Genomic DNA, 248 nt, shown 5'->3' on the forward strand with positions numbered 1-248 from the left:
TGGTCTTCCCCATCAAAAGTAGACAGGTTATTACGCAAACTGTTGTTCATACTCCAGCGGGCTGAGGTAGCCTAACGCTGAGTGACGTCGTTTGCGGTTATAAAATATTTCAATGTATTCAAACATACAGGATTTAACATGTTGTATCGAGTGGAATTTCTCAGCATAAACCAGCTCAACTTTGAGACGACTGAAGAAGGATTCCATCACCGCATTATCCCAGCAATTGCTCTTTCGGCTCATGCTGA

Annotated in this window: 1 protein-coding gene; it reads right to left on the minus strand. The window is 42.7% G+C overall.

Annotated elements, in window-relative coordinates:
* Positions 1-30: 30 nt before the first annotated feature.
* Positions 31-248, minus strand: a 218-nt coding sequence (locus tag EXT46_RS18740; protein WP_165381167.1) for an IS3 family transposase, incomplete at its 5' end; no start/stop codon positions are given.

Source organism: Pseudoalteromonas sp. CO325X (assembly GCF_004208955.1).
GTDB lineage: Bacteria > Pseudomonadota > Gammaproteobacteria > Enterobacterales > Alteromonadaceae > Pseudoalteromonas > Pseudoalteromonas ruthenica.